The 18,384-nt window shown below is 70.9% G+C and carries 22 protein-coding genes; 7 read left to right on the top strand and 15 right to left on the bottom strand.

Annotated features, from left to right (window positions below):
* Positions 1 to 14: 14 nt before the first annotated feature.
* The gene (locus ACWDY5_RS05690) at positions 15 to 893 is read left to right on the top strand and encodes a hypothetical protein (RefSeq protein ID WP_449721111.1); all 879 of its coding nucleotides are present in this window, start codon (positions 15 to 17) and stop codon (positions 891 to 893) included.
* Here the strand turns inward: ACWDY5_RS05690 and ACWDY5_RS05685 are convergent.
* From ACWDY5_RS05685 to ACWDY5_RS05660, 6 genes are all read right to left on the bottom strand, one after another.
* Entirely contained in the window at positions 890 to 2,059 is a 1,170-nt protein-coding gene (locus ACWDY5_RS05685) for an MFS transporter (RefSeq protein WP_449721110.1), read from the bottom strand. The genes ACWDY5_RS05690 and ACWDY5_RS05685 overlap by 4 nt on opposite strands.
* A 57-nt stretch (positions 2,060 to 2,116) precedes the next feature.
* Positions 2,117 to 3,055 carry an asparaginase gene (locus ACWDY5_RS05680; protein WP_449721176.1) on the bottom strand — a complete coding sequence of 313 codons (939 nt, stop codon included), beginning with the start codon at positions 3,053 to 3,055 and terminating at the stop codon, positions 2,117 to 2,119.
* Positions 3,056 to 3,069: 14 nt separating this feature from the next.
* The gene (locus ACWDY5_RS05675; protein WP_449721109.1) at positions 3,070 to 3,657 is read right to left on the bottom strand and encodes an RsiG family protein; all 588 of its coding nucleotides are present in this window, start codon (positions 3,655 to 3,657) and stop codon (positions 3,070 to 3,072) included.
* 61 nt (positions 3,658 to 3,718) lie between these two features.
* Positions 3,719 to 4,564, bottom strand: a complete 846-nt coding sequence (locus ACWDY5_RS05670) for a 3-keto-5-aminohexanoate cleavage protein (protein ID WP_449721108.1) — start codon at positions 4,562 to 4,564, stop codon at positions 3,719 to 3,721.
* Between the two features lie 48 nt (positions 4,565 to 4,612).
* Entirely contained in the window at positions 4,613 to 5,710 is a 1,098-nt protein-coding gene (ygfZ, locus tag ACWDY5_RS05665; RefSeq protein WP_449721107.1) for a CAF17-like 4Fe-4S cluster assembly/insertion protein YgfZ, read from the bottom strand.
* Between the two features lie 10 nt (positions 5,711 to 5,720).
* On the bottom strand, positions 5,721 to 6,101 hold the full coding sequence (locus tag ACWDY5_RS05660) for a Fur family transcriptional regulator (protein ID WP_449721175.1): 381 nt from the start codon (positions 6,099 to 6,101) through the stop codon (positions 5,721 to 5,723).
* Positions 6,102 to 6,192: 91 nt separating this feature from the next.
* Here ACWDY5_RS05660 and ACWDY5_RS05655 point away from each other — a divergent pair, with 91 nt between their 5' ends.
* Positions 6,193 to 7,044: an aminodeoxychorismate lyase gene (locus ACWDY5_RS05655; protein WP_449721106.1), complete on the top strand. Its 852-nt coding sequence runs from the start codon at positions 6,193 to 6,195 to the stop codon at positions 7,042 to 7,044.
* On the opposite strand, the gene pxpB is transcribed toward ACWDY5_RS05655, so the two are convergent.
* The 9 genes from pxpB to ACWDY5_RS05610 form a co-directional block, all read right to left on the bottom strand.
* Positions 7,032 to 7,643: a 5-oxoprolinase subunit PxpB gene (gene pxpB / locus ACWDY5_RS05650; protein WP_449721105.1), complete on the bottom strand. Its 612-nt coding sequence runs from the start codon at positions 7,641 to 7,643 to the stop codon at positions 7,032 to 7,034. The two genes, ACWDY5_RS05655 and pxpB, sit on opposite strands and share 13 nt — an antisense overlap.
* Positions 7,643 to 8,284 (bottom strand): FABP family protein, encoded by a 642-nt coding sequence (locus tag ACWDY5_RS05645; protein ID WP_449721104.1) that lies wholly within the window; start codon positions 8,282 to 8,284, stop codon positions 7,643 to 7,645. Before ACWDY5_RS05645 ends, pxpB begins: the two co-directional genes overlap by 1 nt.
* A 176-nt stretch (positions 8,285 to 8,460) precedes the next feature.
* Complete coding sequence (locus ACWDY5_RS05640) at positions 8,461 to 9,036, bottom strand: peptidoglycan-binding protein (protein ID WP_449721103.1); 576 nt, start codon at positions 9,034 to 9,036, stop codon at positions 8,461 to 8,463.
* A gap of 200 nt (positions 9,037 to 9,236) precedes the next feature.
* Positions 9,237 to 9,545 (bottom strand): DUF1416 domain-containing protein, encoded by a 309-nt coding sequence (locus ACWDY5_RS05635; RefSeq protein ID WP_283662055.1) that lies wholly within the window; start codon positions 9,543 to 9,545, stop codon positions 9,237 to 9,239.
* A gap of 11 nt (positions 9,546 to 9,556) precedes the next feature.
* Entirely contained in the window at positions 9,557 to 10,396 is an 840-nt protein-coding gene (locus ACWDY5_RS05630; protein WP_449721102.1) for a sulfurtransferase, read from the bottom strand.
* Between the two features lie 43 nt (positions 10,397 to 10,439).
* On the bottom strand, positions 10,440 to 10,871 hold the full coding sequence (locus ACWDY5_RS05625; RefSeq protein ID WP_449721101.1) for a DUF4395 domain-containing protein: 432 nt from the start codon (positions 10,869 to 10,871) through the stop codon (positions 10,440 to 10,442).
* A gap of 395 nt (positions 10,872 to 11,266) precedes the next feature.
* Positions 11,267 to 11,680, bottom strand: a complete 414-nt coding sequence (locus tag ACWDY5_RS05620) for a TlpA family protein disulfide reductase (RefSeq protein ID WP_449721100.1) — start codon at positions 11,678 to 11,680, stop codon at positions 11,267 to 11,269.
* Positions 11,677 to 12,489, bottom strand: coding sequence for an LmeA family phospholipid-binding protein (locus ACWDY5_RS05615; protein WP_449721099.1), 813 nt, complete (start codon positions 12,487 to 12,489; stop codon positions 11,677 to 11,679). The genes ACWDY5_RS05620 and ACWDY5_RS05615 overlap by 4 nt, the downstream gene beginning before the upstream one ends.
* Positions 12,490 to 12,517: 28 nt before the next feature.
* Positions 12,518 to 13,312: an alpha/beta hydrolase family protein gene (locus ACWDY5_RS05610; RefSeq protein WP_449721098.1), complete on the bottom strand. Its 795-nt coding sequence runs from the start codon at positions 13,310 to 13,312 to the stop codon at positions 12,518 to 12,520.
* A 98-nt stretch (positions 13,313 to 13,410) separates the two neighbouring features.
* Here ACWDY5_RS05610 and ACWDY5_RS05605 point away from each other — a divergent pair, with 98 nt between their 5' ends.
* The 5 genes from ACWDY5_RS05605 to pstA all read left to right on the top strand — a co-directional run bounded on the left by ACWDY5_RS05605 (position 13,411) and on the right by pstA (position 18,378).
* Positions 13,411 to 14,151, top strand: coding sequence for a winged helix-turn-helix transcriptional regulator (locus ACWDY5_RS05605; RefSeq protein ID WP_283662049.1), 741 nt, complete (start codon positions 13,411 to 13,413; stop codon positions 14,149 to 14,151).
* Positions 14,152 to 14,196: 45 nt separating this feature from the next.
* Entirely contained in the window at positions 14,197 to 15,090 is an 894-nt protein-coding gene (gene mshD, locus ACWDY5_RS05600; protein ID WP_449721097.1) for a mycothiol synthase, read from the top strand.
* Positions 15,091 to 15,303: 213 nt separating this feature from the next.
* On the top strand, positions 15,304 to 16,419 hold the full coding sequence (gene pstS / locus ACWDY5_RS05595; RefSeq protein ID WP_449721096.1) for a phosphate ABC transporter substrate-binding protein PstS: 1,116 nt from the start codon (positions 15,304 to 15,306) through the stop codon (positions 16,417 to 16,419).
* 94 nt (positions 16,420 to 16,513) lie between these two features.
* Complete coding sequence (gene pstC / locus ACWDY5_RS05590; RefSeq protein WP_449721095.1) at positions 16,514 to 17,467, top strand: phosphate ABC transporter permease subunit PstC; 954 nt, start codon at positions 16,514 to 16,516, stop codon at positions 17,465 to 17,467.
* Positions 17,464 to 18,378, top strand: coding sequence for a phosphate ABC transporter permease PstA (gene pstA, locus ACWDY5_RS05585; protein WP_449721094.1), 915 nt, complete (start codon positions 17,464 to 17,466; stop codon positions 18,376 to 18,378). The genes pstC and pstA overlap by 4 nt, the downstream gene beginning before the upstream one ends.
* The last annotated feature ends 6 nt before the right edge of the window (positions 18,379 to 18,384 follow it).

The raw sequence follows: 18,384 nt of genomic DNA, 5'->3' as shown, positions 1-18,384 counted from the left end.
GGCACGATTCCGGCGTGCCACGTCCGTTCGTCGCCTACCTGCGGGTGTACGAACCACTGTCCGTGCTGGATCAGCCGTTACGCGCCCAAGTGGAGCAGGCTCTTGGGGTCGGCGGGACGGCGCGTGGTGCCGTCGGTGACCGGGAACGCGAACTGTGGCTTCGATCACAGTTAGCCGCCCCGCCCCGGCTCCTACCTGCTGACACGGTCGGCGCGCAACCGCTGGACGTGCTCGTCCTGGACCCGGCCGAGGTGCCGCTGGCCGAGGGCGCGGAGATCGGCCCCGGCCCCCTGGTGTGCCCCTTGGACATCAGGGCGCGCAGCGCGGCCGGCCTGGTCGGCTTCGTCGGCACCGCCACCCTGCCGCTGCTGGACGCCGCGCTGCAGCAGCCTGCCGACGTGGTGAAGGCCCGCGCGGCCGCCGCACTGGCCGAGATGCCCGGCGGCGCCGCACACGTCATCTCGGCCACCTGGAGCGTGCCGCTGCCCTGGTTCGCCATGGTCGAGCCGGAGGCGCGGCACCTGGTGCTGGCCGCCCCGGACGACCCGGAGCGGATGTGCTGCTGGCGGGTCAGCATGACCGACGCCCGCAGCCGCGTCTCGCACGCCTTCACCGTGGTGCACAACGCCCTCGGCGAGGAGAGCCCGGCCAGGGTGCTGCGCGACACCGGCCGCTGGCTGGCCCACTTCCACCCGCGCTCGGTGGTCGAGCTCGACTACGGCGGCCTGGTCCAGCTCATCGACGACGACACCCTGCTCGCCGACACCTCGGCCCAGGACGTCCAAGCGGTGATCGCGGCCCTGGAAGCCGGCGACGCCGAAGAGGTCGCCGAACGCTACGCCGAGCTCCGCGAGTTCTGGGACGACCTGGTCAACCGCGAGCAGCACAACTAGTGGCCCTCGCGCAGCCCCCGCAAGACGATCCAGGCCAGCCCGCCGCCCGCCGCCGCCAGCAGCAGAGCCGCGGGCCAGGACACCGTCGTGGCGACCCAGCCGGCCGCCGCCGGGGTGATCGCGGCGCTGACGTAGTTGGCCGTGTTCTGCATGCCCAGCGCGACCCCGGTGCTCGACGGCGGCGCCATCTCCCCGGCCGCGGTCAGTGCCAGCCCGTTCCAGCTGATCGCCAGGCCCACCGCGGGCAGCAGCAGCGTCACCAGCAGCCACACCGGCACTGTGCCCGCCAGTGGGTCCAGCGCCGCGGCCAGGCTGAACAGCGCCAGGATGCCCAGCGCGACGATCCGCAGCGGAACCAGCCTGCTGCCGGCCCGGTCCGACCACACCCCGTTGCCCAGCCGCCCGGCCCCGCCCAGCACCTGGGCCACCGCGAGCAGTCCGCCTGCCACGCCCAGCGAGAGCCCGTACCGGTGCAGCAGCTCCACCAGCATCGAGGCGCCCACGAACTGCGGCACCACCAGCAGTCCGCTGGCCAGGCTGATCCGCAGCATCCGCCGGTCCCGCAGCAGGCTCAGCCCGCCGAGCGAGCTCACCGGCCGGGTCCGCCCCGGTGGCTCGCGCACCCAGACGGCCACCGCGACGCCGATCACCGCGTTCAGCGCGGCCAGCGCCAGGAACGCGGCCGGGGCCTGCCACCAGGCCGCCACCGCGGGCAGCAGCAGGGCGGCCAGTGCCGCGCCGAGCGGGGTGGCGGTCTGCCGCACGCCCATGGCAAGGCCGCGCTGGCCGCTGTCGAACCAGGTCATCACGGCCCGTCCGCTGGCCGCGTTGGTGCTCGCGCCGAACACGCCGGAGGCCAGCAGGGCCAGCCCGGCCTGCACCGGCGAGTCGACCAGCCCGGCCACCGCCAGGCAGCCCGCGGTTCCGGCCAGGCCCGCGGTCATCACCAGCCGCTCGCCGTAGCGGTCCGCGGCCAGCCCCCAGGCGACCAGCGCCAGCACGTTGCCCAGGTTCACCGCGCCGACCAGCAGGCCGACCTCGGCCAGGTCCAGTCCGTAGTGCGCGCGCAGCTGCGGAGTGATCGAGGGCAGGCCGAGGAACCCGGCCGCGTTGACCCCCTGCGCGAGCGCGCCGACCGCGAGCACGACCCAGCGATAACGGGACACTCCCGTCACGCTAGCCCGCCTGCCCACCATCCGGGAGTGATCTCCCGCTGGCTGGGATCAGAACACGCCGGGCAGCAGCCGGGCCGAGCCCACCGGGCGGCCGCCGCCGAACACCGTCTCCTCGGCCAGTTCGGCCAGCTCGGCGTTGTCCACGCCGAGGAAGCGCAGCGCGCCGGTCATCACCGGCAGCCGGGCCCTCGGGTTGCCGTCGTCGATCTTCAGCGCGATCGCGGTGCCATCCGGCAGCGCCGCCCCGTACACGCCCTCCGCACCCGCCTTGGACAGCAGGCCGGGCACCGCGCGCATCAGCCGGGTGTCCTCCCGGCCGGTGCCCGCGACCAGGTACGGGTGCGCCCGCATGGCATCGGCGATCCGCCGCTCGTGGCTGCCCTCGGCCGCCTGCACCAGCTTGCCGAAGGCCCTGGCCAGCGCGACCAGCGACAGCCCGAACAGCGGCGCGCCGCAGCCGTCCACCGCGGTCACCGTGACCGGCTCCTCGCCCAGCTCGCCGAGGGTGTCCCTGATGGTGACCTGCAACGGGTGCGAGGGGTCGGTGTAGCTCGCGGTGTCCCAGCCGCGCTGCACACAGGTGGCCAGCATGCAGGCGTGCTTGCCGGAGCAGTTCATGGTCACCGGCTCGGCCTTGCCGCCCGCGGCCAGCACCGCCTCGGCGGTGCCTGCGTGCACCGGCAGGTCCGGCGGGCAGCGCAGGTCGGCTTCGGTCAGCCCGTGCTTGGCCAGGATGCCGCGCACCCTGGCCACGTGCTCGGCCTCGCCGCTGTGCGAGGCGCAGCCCACCGCGAGGTCGGCCTCGTCGGGCAGGTCCAGCCCGCAGCGCAGCATGCCCAGGATCTGGAATGGCTTGTTCGAGGACCGGGGCAGCACGACGTCCCGCCCGCTCCCGCGCACGTGCCGGAGCACGCCGTCGGGCCGGACGATGACCACCGAACCGCGGTGCACTCCTTCCCGGAATCCGGAACGGACCACCTCGACCAGTTCGGTGCTCAGGGCTACTCCTCCTCGCGCGGCTCCACGACCGGCTGCCGGAAGCGTTGCGCGTTCAGCAGCTCGTCCACCGAGGCGCCGCCGTCCCGGTAGCGCCGCGCGATCTCCTCGTTCAACCGGTCCACGACCAGCTGAACCTCGCGGCGGTGCCTGGACACGGCCTCTTCCTCGGCTCTATAGGCTCGCAGGGTCTCCAGCAGCTTGTCATCGGAGAGCGATGTGACGTCCGACAAGTCAACGTCGGAGACCAGCGCCTCCACATGCCGCCGGTGCGCCTCGGCCCGCGAGGGCACCTGGGTCTGGTAGCGGCCGAGCCCGGTCGCCGGGCCCACCGCGTTCTTGGCCAGGATCGCCACCAGCTGCTCCACCACCGAGGTCGAGCCGCCGTCCCTGCGCCGCTGCTGTTCGGCCTGCACGATGTCTATGCGGCCGTGCAGCAGCCTGCGCACGTAGGACAGGTCGGTCTCCTCCTGGGCGGCATCGTCCCGCAGCGCGCGCACCTCGCTCAGCGGTCGCTGCTCACAGTCCTGGGCGTAGTCCGGGGCGAGCACCCGGTCGATGCGCCGGCGCCCACCTGGACGGACTTCCATCACGTGACCATCCTGCGGGACGTTTCGGTCAGCCGCCAACAATCGCTTCGCCTCTCCCGGTTATTCACCCAGCCTGACGCACCCCGAGCAGTGTTTTGGCCTGCTCGGGCGCCAGCGGGGGACGTTGGGCAATCCTGGACACGGCCGCGGCCCGCGCCACGAGCTGGGCGTTGTCGCGGACCCGCTCGCCCTTGGCATAGGAGAGCGTGTCCTCCATCCCGACCCGCAGGTGACCGCCCGCGGACAGAGAGGCGAGCAGCACGGGCAGCGTGCTCCTCCCGACCCCGGTGGCGGAGAAGGTAGCGCTCTCCGGCAGCAGCCGCAGCGCCGCGGTCAGCGTGGCGGTGTCCCCCGGCATCCCGCCGGGCACGCCCATCACCAGATCGACGTGCACGTGCCCGCCGGCGGGCAGTCCGTGCTGGTCGAGCAGCCGCTGGAGCGAGGAGAGCTGGCCGAGGTCGAAGATCTCGTACTCCGGCACGATGTGCCGCTCCTGCATCCGCTTGTGCAGCTCGACGATGAACTCCCAGCGGTTCATGAACACCGCGTCCCCGAAGTTGACCGTCCCCATCGTGCAGGTGGCCGAGTCGGGCAGCGCGTCCAGCACCGCCAGCCGGTCCTCCTCGGGGTCGGTCACCGAACCCCCGGTGGACAGCTGCACCACCAGGTCGGTCTCGGCCCGCAGCGCGTCCACGGTCTCCTTCAACCGCCCCAGGTCCAGCGTGGGCTGGGCATCGTCATCCCTGATGTGCACATGGATGAGCCCAGCCCCCACCCGCTGGCAGTCAGCGGCGGTCTTGACCAGCTCGTCCAGCGTGACGGGAAGGTTGGGAACCTCGGCCTTCTCGTGCTCAGCACCAGTAGGCGCGACGGTGATGAGAGTCCCTGCGGTGGGCGACGGCGCTGTCATGACCCGGATCCTGCCAGGCAGGACCCGGGCAAGTCAGCACCCGGCAGTTCAGCCGCGCAGGCGGCGCAGAGCAGCCTTCCCCGGCGGCTCACCGGTCGCCGCGGGCACGGAATCCGGGTCGATGGTCGCCGCCACCACCCGGTCCTGCGCCCCAGCCAGCAGCTGAGCGTCCACCGGCACCGACTGCTTGAGCAGCGCCAACGCGATCGGCCCCAGCTCGTGGTGCTCCACCACGCTGCCCAGCCGCCCGACCACGCGCCCGTCCAGCTCCACCGGGTCGCCGGTCTCCGGCACCGCGTCCGAGGACCCGTCCAGGTGCAGCAGCACCATCCGGCGCGGCGGGCGGCCCAGGTTGTGCACCCTGGCCACGGTCTCCTGGCCGCGGTAGCAGCCCTTGTCGAGGTGGACCGCCACCCCGATCCAGTTGACCTCCTGCGGGATGGTCCGGTTGTCGGTGTCCTGGCCCAGCCGTGGCCGCAACGCCTCCACCCGCAGCGACTCGTACGCCAGGCTCCCCGCAGGCCGGGCCCCGGCGTCGGCGAGGCGCTGGAACCAGTCGATGAGCTCCGCCCGCGGCACTAGCAGGTCCACCACGTCCAGGGTGGGCCAGGGCATCCGGCGGGCGAAGCCGCCGCCGGGCAGACCGGTCAGGCCGTACGCGGTGTCCGGGACCTCGGCCCCGGCCTTGGCCAGCACCTCGGCCGTCTCCGGGCCGAGCAGGGTGAGCAGCGCGAACTCCCCGGTGGCGTCCCTGGGTTCGACCTTGCTCCAGAAGACCATCTTGGTCAGGTAGGACAGCAGCGCCGGCGCGGTCTCCCGCTCGGTGTCCAGGTAGACCGTGTCGTCGTGGTGGGCCACCACCGCGTGCTGCTCGACCCGGCCCTGGGCGTCCAGCACCAGCGTCTCCGAGCCGGTGGCCGGGGCCAGCTGGTGGAAGTGCTGGGAGGTCAGCGAGTGCAGCCAGTCCAGCCGGTCCGCGCCGGGCACCGCGATGATCGTGCGGTGCGAGCGGTCCACCACGGCCGCGCGCCGGGCCGCGGTCCTGGCCTCGGCCGGTGGGTCACCGAAGTGCCATGGCACGCCCAGGTCCGGTGAACCCTCTGGCGCGGCGATCGCGCCCGGCCTGCCCAGCAACGGTGAACTCACGATGTCTCCCTCAGCTCTCTTTCGCCCCACACTGCCCGCACACTCCCGAAAGCGCGAGGTGGCTCGGGTCCAGGCGGAAGTTCTTCACCGCCCGCAATGCCCGCCCCAGGTCGGCCAGCGCCTCGCAGGGGACCTCGTCCACCTGGCCGCAGCGGTGGCAGACCAGGTGCACGTGCTCGTGTTCGTCCAGGGAGTAGACCGGTGCGCCGTGGCCGAGGTGCGTGTGCCGGACCACGCCGAGCCGCTCCAACAGTTCCAACGTCCGGTAGACCGTGGTTATGTTCACCGTGGGTGTGATCCGCCGCACGTGCGCGCAGATCTGCTCCGGCGTGGCGTGCGCCAGCTCGTTGATCGCGTCCAGCACCAGCTGGCGCTGCGGCGTCATCCGCATGCCGCGCTCGTGCAAGGTCCGGCGAAGGGCCTCCGGCGCACTGTCCACACCAGTGATCCTAAGCACTCCGGGCGGGTCTACGCTGCTGAGCATGCGCGTGCTGGCATCTCTGGACGGAACCATCCTCGACCCGGACGCCCCCATGCTGCGAGCGGATGATCTTGGCATCCTGCGCGGCGACGGTGTTTTCGAAACCGTGCTGGTGGTCGACGGCAAGCCCCGCGAGCTGGGTCCGCACCTGGACCGGCTGGCCCGCTCGGCGCACATGCTGGACCTGCCGGAGCCGGACGCGGCCCAGTGGGAGCACTGCGCCAAGGCCGTCATCGACGCCTGGGACTTCTCGGTCAGCCCGGAGATGGCGCTGAAGCTGGTCTACAGCCGCGGCCCGGAGTTCGGCGAGGGCACCACCGCGTACGGGATGGGCCTGCAGATCGGTGAGGGTGTCGTGCGCCGCCGCCGGGACGGGGTGTCCGCGCTGACCCTGGCCCGGGGCTTCGACCCGGCCGAGGCCGAGCGCTCGCCCTGGCTGCTGCTGGGCGCCAAGTCGCTGTCCTACGCGGTGAACATGGCCGCGATCCGCTACGCCGAGGCCAACGGCGCGGACGAGGTGGTCTTCACCGCGAGCGACGGCAGCGTGCTGGAGGGCCCGACCGCGAACCTGGTGGTGGCCAACGGCCGCACCCTGCGCACCACCCCGCCGGTGATCGGCATCCTGCCCGGCACCACCCAGGCCGCGCTGTTCCGCGCGGCGGAGAAGGCCGGCTGGCAGACCGTCATCGAGCCGATCCAGGCCGAGGAGCTGACCAGCGCGGACGGGCTGTGGTTCCTCTCCAGCGTGCGCCGGGTCACCCAGGTCCGCTCGCTCAACGGCCAGCCGGTCGCGGCCAGCGCCGAGCTGCACGCGGAGCTGAGCGAGCTGTACGAGTCGAACTACCGGGACTGAGCCGCGAAGCGCACCCGGTCGCCGGGGGCGAGCAGCGCGGGCGGATCGCGGTCGACGTCGAACAGCGTCGCCGTGGTCCGCCCGATCAGCCGCCACCCGCCGGGCGAGGAGCGCGGATAGGCCCCGGTGTACTCCCCGGCCAGGCCGACCGACCCAGCGGGCACCCGTTCGCGCGGCGAGTCCAGCCTGGGCTGGCGCAGTGGCTCCGGCAGGCCGGTCAGGTAGCCGAAACCGGGCGCGAACCCGCAGAAGGCGACCGTGTAGAGCGCCCCGGTGTGCAGCTCGACCACCTCGCCGGTGGTCAGCCCCGCGGTGCGCGCCACCAGGTCCAGGTCGGGGCCGTCGTAGACCACCGGCAGCACGACCTCCCGGCCGATCGCGGGCGGCTCGCTCGGGTCCACCCAGCCGAGCAGCTCGCGGACCGCGGCCAGGCCGTCCGAACCCGGGCGCACCTCGATGAGCACGGTCCGCGCCGCCGGCACCAGTTCGACCACCTCGGGCAGGTCCGCGGCGCGCAGCCGGGCGTGCACGGCCTGCACCTGCTCGGCCGAGTCCAGCTCGACCAGCACGGCGTCCGCCCCGCAGGGCAAGACCCGCATCAACCAGCGATACGGGTCAACCGAGCCGACAGGTGGGGCTGCATCGCTTCACCGACCATGGCCCGCTCGTCCACGTAGGCCAGGTCGCCGCCCTCGACGATGCCGTAGAGCCGCTGGCTCGCGGTGACCTCCTTGGCGCCCGCGGTGCGCACGATGGCGTCCGTGGCGATCTCCCAGGAGGTCTGGTTGCGCGGCTTGCCGTAGTACATCTCCATGATCCCGGTCGCGTGTGCGAGCAGGACCTCGATGGTGTCGTCGGCCTGCAACCGCCACCAGCCCACCTCGCGGGCGGCCGGGCGCAGCACGCTGCCGTCCGGGTTGAGCAGCCAGGACCGGGACTCGTAGTACAGGAACGGCCTGCCGTCGTGCGCGAAGGTGATCTGCTGGCCGAAGCGGTACGGGCCGCCCTCCAGCGAGCTGTAGGCCACCTCGCCCTCGCCGCGCCAGACCCCGACCAGGGGCAGCAGGGCGAGCAGCTGGTCGTTCAGGTTCGGGCCGAGCCGCAGGTTCGCGGTGTCCTCGGCGACCGGCAGGTCAGCGAACTGGGGCAGGTTGCGGTCGCGGGTCGCGGCAGCCCGCTGCTCGGCGGCCTGGATCGCCGCGTCACCGCTGCCCGGCTGGGGCGTGCTCTGGTCCGTCATGGCTCAGCGCTGGTCGGAGTACAGCCGGTACACCACGTACACGGCGAACCAGGTGATCACCAGGCTGGCCGCCACGAGCAGGCCGGTGAAGAAGATTTCCACAACGAGGCAGCATAACGGCCGGGGCAGCGGGGCACCCGCCCCGCCACCCCGGCCGTGATGAGCGTTATAGCGGATCAGCAGCCGGAGCGGCCCGCGACGCGGAAGGTGGTGTAGAGCGCCTTCCAGGTCGGGGCGTTCACCACGGCGTCATCCGCCAGGCCGACCGTGCGCTGGAACTCGCGCACCTTCGCCTGCGTTCCGGCGTCGTAGTACTCCGGGAACTCGCCGGCCGACTCACCGTTGACCCGGTTCAGCGCATTGATGAGGAAGAACATGTGGTCCGGGTAGCGACCGCCCGGCTGGAACACCGCGGCAGGCGGTTCGCCGGCGTAGGTGGAATGCAGCGGCATCCGGCCGACCAGGGCCTGCCAGGTCTTCGAGCCGACAATGCCGCTGTCGTTGATCCCGTTCTTGCGCTGGAAGTCCTTGACCGCGGTCAGCGTGCTCTCACCGTAGAAGCCGGTGCCGGTCAGGGCATATCCCCGGTCCTTGAGCGCGAGCTGCATCCCCCGCACCTCAGCGCCCCGCTGTCCCTGGTTGACCTGCGGCAACGTAGCTGCGAACGCCGAGGAGTCCTCCTGGCTGGCACAAGCCGACGCGGTGGTCGCGCCGACGGTCGAGCTCAAGCCGATGGTCCCCAGTGCCAGCATGGCGAGGACCATTCCGCGTGCAGCCCACTTACGCATGACAATTCCCCCTGTGGAATTCCCCGAGTTGTCGCCAGGCCATTCCTGGCGCGTTCCTCCCTCAACACGCTTGGCACGCGGAACCGGTTGCCGTCATTTCGGCATAAAAAAGTGGTCCCGATCACCCCGACTCCGGGGCAACCGGGACCACGTCCAGACGTCTGTCAGGCCACCGCGACCTCAAGGCTGTGCAGCCCGGGACCGCTCGCCCGCACCTCGGCCTGACCGGTGCCGGTGCGGTGCAGCGCCCGCACGGTCCAGTCGCCTGGCGCGGCGAAGAACCGGAAGTCGCCCTCTGGCGAGGAGACCACCTCGGCGGTGAACTCGCCGCTGGCGTCCAGCAGCCGGACGAACGCGCCGCCGACCGGCGACCCAGCCGAGGTGACCTTGCCGGTCACCACGATCTCCTTCTCCGCGTCCACACCCGCGGGCAGCACGCTGCCCTGGACCGGAGCGCCGCAACCGTCACTCATGTTGTCTCCCTTTACTTTCCGGCGCCGGTTTCGATCGGCACGCCGACCAGCGAGCCGTACTCGGTCCACGATCCGTCGTAGTTCTTCACATCGCTGTGGCCCAGCAGCTCGCGCAGCACGAACCAGGTGTGCGAGGAGCGCTCGCCGATGCGGCAGTAGGCGATGGTGGACTTGCCGCCGTCCAGGCCGGCCGCGCCGTAGATCTCGGTCAGCTCCTCGTCGGAGCGGAAGGTGCCGTCCTCGTTGGCCGCCTTGCTCCACGGCACGTTGATCGCGCTCGGGATGTGCCCGCCGCGCTGCGCCTGCTCCTGCGGGAGGTGCGCGGGCGCGAGCAGCTTGCCGGAGAACTCGTCAGGGGAGCGCACGTCGACCAGGTTCTTGGCGTTGATCGCGGCCACGACCTCGTCCCGGAAGGCCCGGATGGACAGGTCCTGCTCCTGCGCCTTGTAGTCGGTGGCCGGGCGGGACACCGGGTCCTTGGTCAGCGGACGGCCGTCCAGCTCCCACTTCTTGCGGCCGCCGTCGAGCAGCTTGACGTTGTCGTGCCCGTACAGCTTGAAGTACCAGTAGGCGTAGGCGGCGAACCAGTTGTTGTTGCCGCCGTAGAGGATGACCGTGTCGTCGTTGCCGATGCCCTTGGCGGACAACAGCTTCTCGAAGCCAGCGCGGTCGACGAAGTCACGCCGGACCTGGTCCTGGAGCTCGGTCTTCCAGTCGATCCGGACCGCACCGGGGATGTGACCCCCCTCGTACGCTGTGGTGTCCTCGTCCACCTCGGCGAACACGACGCCGGGGGCGTCGAGGTTCTCTTCGACCCACGCGGCCGATACCAGGACGTTCTCGCGGCTCATTGACGCGGCTCCTCAGTTTCTGTGTCTGTCTACTGTGGACGATCTAGGTGCTCTTGGCCGGCGAGAACCGGCGGATGAGCAGGTACATCTCGCACCCCAGGCAGAGCCCGAACGCGGCGTTGAGCAGCGCGGCCACCAGCGCGGCCGCGGTCGCCACCACCCCGAGCGTGGTCAGCCCCGACGCGTAGCCGATCGTGCCGACCAGCGCGAAGACAAAACCGACGCCCTGGGCGAAGCGCAGCGGCTCCGGCGCCTCGCGCTCGCTGGTCGGCTTCAGCCTCGGCCGGACCGCCTTGCGGAAGAGCTGGCCGTAGGGATTGAGGCGCAGCCCGATGAACGCGCACATCGCGAAGATCACGGTCTGCGCGGCAAGCAGCTGCCAGACCCCGGTGAGCAGCACGATCACCAGCACAAGGCTGGTCATCCACGCGGTGAAGCGCGGGCCTCTGGGGTCAACGGGAACATCGCCGGCCATGGGGACCTCCTGACGGTGGGACACGGGTGAGTCCGTCAGTGGCGGTTATCGGCACATCCGCGCGCCAGGCGCAGCGGGCAAGCCGGATCTACACCGCCGAAGTCAGCTGAACCGACACAGGCTGCTGTCCACGCGGCAGTTGTCCACCGCGCGACGTTGAGTAAGCAGCACGTACACAACTCGCAGGCTACTCGCGCCGCCCGCTCTCCGGGAGGGGCGTCCACTGGATGGGAAGGTGTTGGATTGGCGCGCTCCGCGCGCGGGATTTTTCGCTTTTGAGTCGCCTCGTCGACGCGAAAAATCAACCCCGCCGCTGAGTCCAGAGCCCGCCGTGTCGCTGGCGCGCCACGCCTCTTTTCGCAGAAGTCGCAGCTGGCCGGCTTGGACGCAGGCCGCTAGCCCAGGAGCGGGCGCAAAGCGTTGATCAGCTCGTCCCGCTTCGGCAGTCCCGAGATGCGGAACAGTTCCCGCTGCTTGGCGTCCACCACCAGCGTCGTGGGGGTGCGCATGACCTTCAGCCGCTCGGCCAGCTCGGGCCGCTCGGTCACGTCCAGCTCCACGTGGTGCAGCCTCGGCTCCTGCCGGACCACCTCGCCGAGCAGCACCTTGGTGTGCCGGCACGGCGCGCAGAAGGTGGTGGACAGCTGCACCAGCGTGATCGCCGGGGCGGGGGCCAGCACGCCCCTGACTTCTTCAGGCAACTCGGCACCGGGCACCGCCGTGCGCACCTTCCCGTTCCGCCAGCGATACAGCAGTCCCAGCGCGCCGGTCAGCGCCAGCACGCCCAGGACCACCCACACCTGGGTCACGACCCGCCCCTGTTGGGCACCGCGCCGCCGCCGAGCTGCACGTTCTTCGCGCTGCCCTCCACCACCAGGGCCCCGTGCTCGGCCCGCACCCCGGTGGGCACCACGGTGAACGGCAGGCCGCCGGGGTCGATCCGGGTGCTGAAGGCGCGCCGGATCAGCCGGTCCACCGCGGGCGGCAGTGGCACCTCGCCGGTCTCGTTGCTCACCCGCAGGCGCTTGGGGCTGACCTCGATCTGGTTCTCCACCAGCGAGAGCACGCCGACCACGGTGACCTGGGTGCGGGTGCCCGCGATGTCGGTGCTGCCGGTCAGCTTCACCGGCGCGGTCTTGTCATCGGTCACCGGCGGCTTGCCGGTCGGCTGCACCGGGTCGCCGTTGGGCTTGCGCTCCAGCAGCTCGTCCGGGTTGGCCGGTTCGATCTTCAGGTCGGCCACGTTGATCAGCTTGCCCACCTCGGCGGCGAGCAGCTTGACCCGGCCGGTGACCTCGTCGATGGTCACGTTCTGCGCCGAGCCGGACAGCAGCTCCGACAGTGGCGCGCGCACGTGCCGCAGGGTCGCCTCGACCTCCACGTTGCGCAGCTCGGCCACCGGCACCCCGCTGGCCTTGACCTCGACCTCGCGGTAGTCCCCGGCCAGCGCTTGATAGAGGAACGGGAAGCCGTTGATCCGCACCGAGGGGTCGTCGGCCAGCTTGAGCTGGGCGCGCAACCGGGTGGACACCTGGTACTCCGCCGCCGCGGCCGCGCCGAAGTCGGCGGCGACCAGCAGCCCGATGAGCACGACCAGGACGATGGCTAGCTTCTTCACACGAACCCGTTCCGGATGTCGGAGGCAGTTACCTCAAAGACGAGGGTACTGACTCCGAGGTTGCGCCCAGCCACTCCCGGATCCGGTCCACCAGCGCGGGCGTGAGCGAGGACTCGGCGTGCCCCATGCCCTCTTCCAGCCACAACTCCGCGCTCGCCCCGCAGGCCCGGTGCATCGCGGTGACATCGGCCACCGGGAAGTAGTTGTCCGAGGTGCCGTGCACCAGCAGCAGCGGGGCAGGCGCGATCCGCGGCGCCAGCTCGATCGGCGAGGGGTGCGCCTGGGTCCACCTCGGCCCGAGCCGGACCCCGAGCAGCAGGCCGAAGGCCGGTCCGCCGGGCAGCTCCAGCAGCTGGTTGACCCGGCGCATCTTGCTGGTCTCGCGCACCCACCAGCGCGCGGGCGGGCTGACCGCGACCACCGCGTCCGGTTTGGCCGCGCCCTCGGCCAGCGCCGCCTGACGCAACACCACCGACCCGCCGAGGGAACATCCCAGTGTGGTCACCCTCGGATAGCCGAGGCCGCGCAGGAACGCCACGCCCGCGGTCACGTCCAGCCATTCGTCCAGGCCCACCGAGGACCGCCCGCCGGAGCGCCCGTGCCCGCGCAGGTCGAGGCCCAGCACGGTGTGCCGCAAGGCCAAACGGCGCAGCAGCCGGCGTACGTCCGGCCGGCCGGTGTGCTTGGTGAAACCGTGTGCGACCACCACCGCGGTCGGGCTGGCCGAGGGGTCGCGCGGCCCGAGCAGTAACCCGTTCAGCCGCACCTTGTCCGAGGTCAGAAGTGTGACACCGGTTTCGTGGCCTGTTGTCACGAGTGCCATGCCGAGTATCCTCCCGTTCATCCAGCGGCAATGGCGCCGAAGCCTGACTACTACGCGCGGCCGGGGCGACCCGGTGAGCGTGGAAAGGAGGCGGCGCCATGACCAGCGTGGACCTGCTTCTGCTGACCACGGACCGCGACCCGGAGTCCGTGCTGCCCGCCCTCGCCCTGCTGCCGCACCAGGTGCGGCCGCTGGTGCCCGATGTCTCCCAGCTGCTGGAGGCCGGTCCGCACGACGCGGTGCTGGTGGACGCGCGCACCGACCTGGTCGGCGCCCGCAGCCTCTGCCGCCTGCTGACCAGCAGCGGCATCGACGTCCCGGTGGTCGCCGTGGTCAACGAGGGCGGCCTGGTCGGGGTCAGCGCGGACTGGGGCATCGACGAGATCCTGCTGCCCACCGCCGGCCCGGCCGAGGTGGACGCCCGGCTGCGCCTGGTCCGTTCCCGGCGGGCCGCCGCGCACCGCGGCAACGACGGCGCGCTGGTGCTGGGTGAGCTGGTGATCGACGACGCCACCTACACCGCCCGCCTGCGCGGCCGCCCGCTCGAACTGACCTACAAGGAGTTCGAGCTGCTCAAGTACCTGGCCCAGCACGCGGGCCGGGTCTTCACCAGGGCGCAGCTGCTCCAGGAGGTCTGGGGCTACGACTTCTTCGGCGGCACCCGCACGGTGGACGTGCACGTGCGGCGGCTGCGCGCCAAGCTCGGCCTCGAGCACGAGACCCTGATCGGCACCGTGCGCAACGTGGGCTACAAGTTCGTCCGCCCGCCGCGCGCCGGCTCGGCCAGGGTCGAGCTGGCCCAGGACGAGCAGATCCCGGACTTCATCCCGGTCACCTGATCTCCGCGGCTGCCCGCCCGCGTCATCGCGATTACGGTTGAGCCCGTGGTGCAGATGACGTGGGCGGCCCAGCTGTCCCCTGACGAAGCCGAAGCCGTCCGTTCCCTGGTGGCCGCGGCCGCCGAGGCCGACGGGCGAGCCCCGGTCGGCGAGCGCGTGCTGATGTCCCTGTCTGGCGAGCACCTGCTCGCCAGACAGGCCGACGGCGAGCTCGGCGGCTATGTCAACCTCGATCGGGACAACGACGGCCGTTACGTCGCCGAGCTCGCCGTGCACCCGCGGCACCGCCGCCTGGGCCTGGGCACCGAGCTGGTCAACCAGCTGATCCAGCGGGCAGGCGAGGGTGAGCTGCGGATCTGGGCGCACGGCGACCACCCCGGTGGCCAGGCCATCGGCGCCAAGCTGGGCTTCACCCGCGCCCGCGACCTGTGGCGGATGAAGATGACCTTCGGCGGCGAGCTGCCCGAGCGCGCCCTGCCCGAGGGCCTGAGCCTGCGCACCTTCGTGCCCGGCCAGGACGAGGCCGCCGTGGTCGAGGTGAACAACCGGGCCTTCTCCTGGCACCCGGAACAGGGCGGCTGGACCGCCGCGGACGTCGAGCTGCGCGAGGCCGAGCCCTGGTTCGACCCGGAGGGCTTCTTCCTGGCGGTCCGGGACGAGCGGGTGGTCGGTTTCCACTGGACCAAGGTGCACGCGCCACGCCCGGACACCGGAAACCAGCCGATCGGGGAGGTCTACGTCGTCGGAGTGGACCCGGACGCCCAGGGCGGCGGGCTCGGCTCGGTGCTCACGCTGGCCGGGTTGCGGCATTTGATCGTTCGCGGCCTGCCCGCCGTAATGCTTTATGTGGAGTCGGACAACACCGCGGCCATCCGGGTATACGAGAAGCTGGGATTCGCGCATTGGGACAGCGATGTGCAGTACGCGCGGTCACGGTGACGCGGCGACGAATAGATGACGGCGCGGTCACGGAGTGCAAACGCGCAGGTCGCACCAGGGTCACAGGATCACCTCAATGGGGTGTGAATGGTCACTGGGGGTGGCTTGTTCACCTTCCGTTCACCTGCTGACGGCCACCTGTCCACCCTCAGTCCCTAACGTCCCGAATCGAAGGGCGGGTGCCGCCGCCCGTCCACGTTCTGGAGGACTCAGGTGAAGATCAAGCAGCACGCTGCCGTGCTCGGAGTCGTGGCCGCGGGCGCGCTTCTGCTCTCGGCGTGTGGTTCGGACAACAACGCCCCCACCCCCGGCGGCTCCACCAGCTCGGCCGCCGGTTCGGTCGCCTGCGGCGGCAAGAAGTCGGTCAACGGCGACGGCTCGTCCGCCCAGGGCAACGCCATGACCGAGTTCACCGCCTCCTACGTCGAGGCCTGCAAGGACTTCAACGTCGCCTACAACGTCTCCTCCTCCGGCGACGGCATCAAGAACTTCCTGTCCAAGCAGGTCGACTTCGCCGGCTCGGACTCCCCGCTCAAGGCCGACGAGGTCACCAAGGCCACCGAGCGCTGCGGCGGCGCCGCCCCGCTGCACCTGCCGCTGGTCTTCGGCCCGGTCGCGATCGCCTACAACCTGCCCGGCGTCGAGGGCCTGACCCTCACCCCGGACCTGATCGCCAAGATCTTCAGCGGCGCGATCAAGAACTGGAACGACCCGGCCATCAAGGCCGCCAACGGCTCGGCTGCCCTGCCGGACAAGGCGATCGGCGTGGTCTTCCGCTCCGGCCAGTCCGGCACCACCGACAACTTCCAGAAGTACCTGGCCGCCGCGGCCCCGCAGGCCTGGACCAAGGGCGACGGCAAGGAGTTCAAGGGCGGCATCGGCGACGGCAAGGCCAAGTCGGCCGACGTGGCCAGCGCGGTGAAGGCCACCGAGGGCGGCATCACCTACGTCGAGGTCTCCTTCGCCAAGGCCAGCAAGCTGGGCATCGCCAAGCTGGACAGCGGCGCCGGCGCCGTGGAGCTGACCGACGCCAGCACCGGCAAGGCCATCGCCAACGCCAAGCTGCAGACCACCAAGACCCCCGGCGACCTGGTGCTGGACCTCAAGGCGCTCTACGCCGACAAGACCGCGGGCTCCTACCCGCTGGTGCTGGTCACCTACGAGATCGTCTGCTCCAAGAGCGCCGACGCGGACACCGCGACCGCGCTGAAGAACTTCCTGACCGTGGCCTCCACCAGCGGCCAGGACCGCCTGCCGAAGATCGGCTACGTGCCGGTCCCCTCGGAGTTCCGCACCAAGCTGACCGAGTCGATCAAGTCGATCTCCTGACCCCAGCTCGCGACGTCATGAGCGACCCGATGCGGGCGGTTCCCCACCAGGACCGCCCGCATCGCCGGAACTACCGGAGGCACACATCTCCACCGTGACCACCGCGCCGAGCAAGCCGGTCCGACGACCAGGCGACCGCATCTTCAGCGGGCTCGCCCGCAGCTCCGGCGTCTTCATCGTCGCGCTGATCGGCGCCATCGGGATCTTCCTGCTGCTGCAGGCCATTCCGTCCCTGCAGGCGAACAACGCGAACTTCCTGTTCTCCTACTCCTGGGACACCAACGACCTCAACAACCTGCGCTTCGGCATCCCGGACCTGCTCTGGGTGACCGTGGCCTCTTCCCTGCTGGCCCTGCTGCTGGCCATGCCGGTGTCGCTGGGCATCGCGCTGTTCCTCACCCAGTACGCCCCGCGCCGCCTGGCCAGGCCGTTCGCCTACGTGGTCGACCTGCTGGCCGCGGTGCCCTCGATCATCTTCGGCCTGTGGGGCATCCAGGTGCTCGCGCCGGTGCTGACCCCCTTCGCCGAGTGGCTGACCGCCAACCTCGGCTGGTTCCCGTTGTTCGCCAAGGGCAACGTGAACCCGGCGGGCGGCGGCCACATCTTCACCGCGGGCGTGGTGCTCGCGGTGATGATCCTGCCCACGGTCACCGGGGTCAGCCGCGAGGTCTTCGCGCGCACCCCGCGCGAGCACATCGAGGGCGCGCTGGCCCTGGGCGCGACCCGCTGGGAGGTCATCCAGACCACGGTGCTGCCCTTCGGCAAGGCCGGGTTCGTCAACGCCTCCATGCTCGGCCTCGGCCGCGCGCTCGGCGAGACCATGGCGCTGTACCTGATCCTGTCCACCACCGCGCAGCAGCCGTTCTTCAGCCTCTTCGACGGCGGCTCGACGTTCGCCTCCAAGATCGCCCTCGGCATCAGCGAGGCGGCCAGCAGCCCGCTGGCGGCAGGCGCCTACATCGCCGCGGGCCTGGTGCTGTTCGTGCTGACCTTCGCGGTCAACGCCACCGCGCGCTCGATCGTCGCCCGCAAGAAGGAGTACTCGTGACCACGGCGATTGTCGACCTCGAACGCCCGGCGGCGCCCCCGGCCTTCCAGCCGGTCAGCGGCGTCCGCAAGACCAAGAACGTGCTGGCCACCGTGCTGGTCGGGCTGGCGTTCCTGGTCGCGATCGTGCCGCTGGTCTGGGTGCTCTACACCACCCTGTCCCGCGGCCTTGGCCCGATCCTGTCCAGCACCTGGTGGACCCACTCGCTCTCCGGCCTGCGGCCCTACGAGGAGGGTGGCGGCGCGTACCACGCCATCTTCGGCACCATCGTGCAAGGCCTGGTCACCGCGCTGATGTCGGTGCCGATCGGCGTGATGGTGGGCATCTACCTGGTCGAGTACGGCGTGGGCAGCAAGCTGGGCAAGCTGACCACGTTCATGGTGGACATCCTCACCGGTGTGCCCTCGATCGTGGCCGCGCTGTTCGTCTACTCGGTGTGGATCAGCATCTTCGGCTTCTCCCGCAGCTCCTTCGCGGTGACGCTGGCGCTGATGCTGCTGATGGTGCCGGTGGTCATCAGGGTCACCGAGGAGATGCTCAAGATCGTGCCCAACGAGCTGCGCGAGGCCTCGTACGCGCTGGGCATCCCGAAGTGGAAGACCATCGTCAAGGTGGTCATCCCGACCGCGATGTCCGGCATCGTGACCGGCGCGATGCTCGGCGTGGCCAGGGTGATGGGCGAGACGGCCCCGGCGCTGGTGCTGGTGGCCTACGCGCCGTTCATCAACTTCAACATCTTCGACGGCAACATGGCCAACCTGCCGCTGATGATGAACTCGGAGTTCGCCAACCCCGAGACCGCCGGCTTCGACCGGACCTGGGGCGCGGCGCTCACCCTGGTGATCGTGATCATGTTGTTCAACCTCGTAGCCTCGATCATCTCGCGGCTCTCGGCCATCAAGACCAAGTGAGCGGGC

This window comes from Crossiella sp. NPDC003009, from assembly GCF_053591555.1.
The sequence above is the reverse complement of the archived record's forward strand: the minus strand, read 5'-3'. Positions and strand labels throughout refer to the sequence as shown.